Here is a 2,625-nt window from a genome sequence, read left to right as displayed (position 1 = left end):
CACAAACGGCGCCCGAAGGCGCCGTTGCTTGGAGGGTGCGAGAAACCGCAGGATCAGCGGGGCAGGTCCGAATATCCCATCAGGAACTCGTCCACCGCACGCGCGGCCTGGCGGCCTTCACGGATGGCCCAAACCACCAGTGACTGACCCCGGCGGATATCGCCCGCCGCAAACACCTTGGGCACGTTGGTGGCATAACCGCCGTCAAAGTCCGTGGTGGCGCGGGCATTGCCTCGGGCGTCCTTCTCGACGCCGAAAGCCTCCAGCACCGGCGCGACCGGGCTCACAAAACCCATGGCCAGCAACACCAGATCGGCCTGGTAGTGTTTTTCGGTGCCAGGAATCTCGACCAGCTTGCCGTCCTTGAACTCGACCTGCACCGTAGTCAGGCTCTTGACCTTGCCCTTTTCGCCCGTGAACTCCTTGGTGGAGATCGCGAACTCGCGCACGCAACCTTCTTCATGGCTGGAGCTGGTGCGCAGCTTGAGTGGCCAGTAAGGCCACGTCAGGGGGCGGTTTTCCACTTCAGGGGGCTGGGGCATCACCTCGAACTGGGTGACGCTGGCYGCACCATGGCGATTGCTGGTACCCACGCAGTCGCTGCCCGTGTCGCCGCCGCCGATCACAATCACATGCTTGCCCGTCGCCATAATCTGGCCCTTGAGCTTGTCGCCCGCGTTGACCTTGTTCTGCTGGGGCAGGAATTCCATGGCGAAGTGAATGCCGTCAAGTTCACGGCCTGGCACAGGCAGGTCGCGCGACTGCTCGGCGCCACCGGTGAGCAGCACGGCGTCAAACTCCTTGTTCAGCTGTTCGGGCGTGACGGTTTCCTTGGCCCAGTTGGTGACTTTGGAATCCTTGCCCAGGCCGTCCTTCGCGGTGCCCACGAATACGCCGGTGCGAATCACCACACCTTCGGCTTCGAGCTGCTTCACGCGGCGGTCGATRTGSGWCTTCTCCATCTTGAAGTCGGGGATGCCGTAGCGCAGCAGGCCGCCMAYRCGGTCGTTYTTCTCRAACAGCGTGACGYYGTGGCCAGCGCGGGCSAGYTGCTGCGCMGCCGCCAGACCTGCGGGGCCGGAGCCCACCACAGCCACCTTCTTGCCCGTCTGGTGCTTGGCGGRGCGCGGCKGCACCCAGCCTTCGGCCCAGGCGCGGTCGATGATCGCGTGCTCAATGCTCTTGATGCCCACAGCGTCGTCGTTCACGTTGAGCACRCAGGCAGCCTCGCAAGGTGCGGGGCAGATACGGCCGGTGAACTCMGGGAAGTTGTTGGTGCTGTGCAGCACCTCGATCGCGCTCTTCCAGTCCGCGTGGTACACGAGGTCGTTGAAGTCGGGAATGATGTTGTTCACCGGGCAGCCGTTGTTGCAGAACGGCGTGCCGCAGTCCATGCAGCGCGCGCCTTGSACCTTGGCCTGGGTCTCATCGAGCCCGACGACAAATTCCTTGTAATGCTTSASGCGCTCGGGCACGGGCTTGTAGCCCTCTTCGATGCGCTCGTATTCCATGAAGCCAGTAGTTTTTCCCATGACGATGTCCTTGTCTATGAATGCTGTGCGAAGGGTGTGGCGTCGCCTTACTTGGCGGGAACCACTTCTTTTTTGGTAGCAGCTACCGCTGGTGTAGCGGACTCCTCCAGCACTTTTCGTTCATAAATTTCAGCCAACGCACRCTTGTACTCGGTCGGGAAGACCTTGACGAACTTGCTGCGCGATGCGGCCCAGTTGTCCAGCAGCTCGCGCGCGCGCTTACTGCCCGTCCAGCGGTTGTGGTCTTCCAGCAGCTTCTTTAGCTGGGCCTCGTCCGTCTGGCCGTTGTGCCAGATCGAGCGGGGGACCGTGGCTTCCTGCTCGGTGGCGGGCAGGATGCRCTCCAGCGTCACCATCGACAGGTTGCAGCGTGTGTCGAACTGKCCGTCYTCGTCGTASACRWASGCYACGCCGCCGCTCATKCCKGCYGCRAAGTTGCGGCCSGTCTTGCCGAGCACCRCMACCGTRCCGCCMGTCATGTAYTCGCAGCCATGGTCGCCCGTRCCTTCGACSACGGCCGTGGCACCCGASAGRCGCACSGCAAARCGYTCRCCGGCCACGCCGCTGAAGAAAGCCTCACCGGTAGTAGCGCCATACATCACGGTGTTACCCACAATAGTGTTGCGCACCGCCTCGCCCCGGAAGTCGATGCTGGGGCGCACGATGACACGGCCACCCGACAGGCCCTTGCCCGTGTAGTCGTTGGCGTCGCCGATCAGGTACAGCGTGATGCCGCGGGTGAGGAACGCGCCGAACGACTGGCCGCCCGTGCCTTCCAGCTGGATGCGGATGGTGTCGTCAGGCAAGCCTTCGGGGTGCACACGGGTGACCGCGCCGGACAGCATCGCACCGACCGAGCGGTTSACGTTGYGCGCCACCTCGATGAACTGCACGCGCTCACCCTTTTCGATGGCAGGCTTGCTGCGCTCGATGAGCTTGCGGTCCAGTGTGTGCTCGATGTTGTGATCCTGCACGTCCACGTGGAAGCGGGGCACATCGGCGGGCACGTTCGGCTGGGCAAACAGACGGCTGAAGTCCAGGCCGCGTGCCTTCCAGTGYTCSAKGCCCTKGCGCATGTCGAGCAGGTCGGTGC

General features: G+C 63.5%; 2 protein-coding genes. Both read right to left on the bottom strand.

Annotation, left to right across the window (positions count from 1 at the left end):
* Positions 1 to 53: 53 nt before the first annotated feature.
* Positions 54 to 1,532, bottom strand: coding sequence for a glutamate synthase subunit beta (locus AC04MI_RS24525; RefSeq protein ID WP_476498962.1), 1,479 nt, complete (start codon positions 1,530 to 1,532; stop codon positions 54 to 56).
* 47 nt (positions 1,533 to 1,579) lie between these two features.
* Positions 1,580 to 2,625, bottom strand: a 1,046-nt coding sequence (locus tag AC04MI_RS24520) for a GltB/FmdC/FwdC-like GXGXG domain-containing protein (RefSeq protein ID WP_476498961.1), incomplete at its 5' end; no start/stop codon positions are given.

This window comes from Acidovorax sp. LjRoot204, assembly GCF_056175785.1.
The sequence above is the reverse complement of the archived record's forward strand: the minus strand, read 5'-3'. Positions and strand labels throughout refer to the sequence as shown.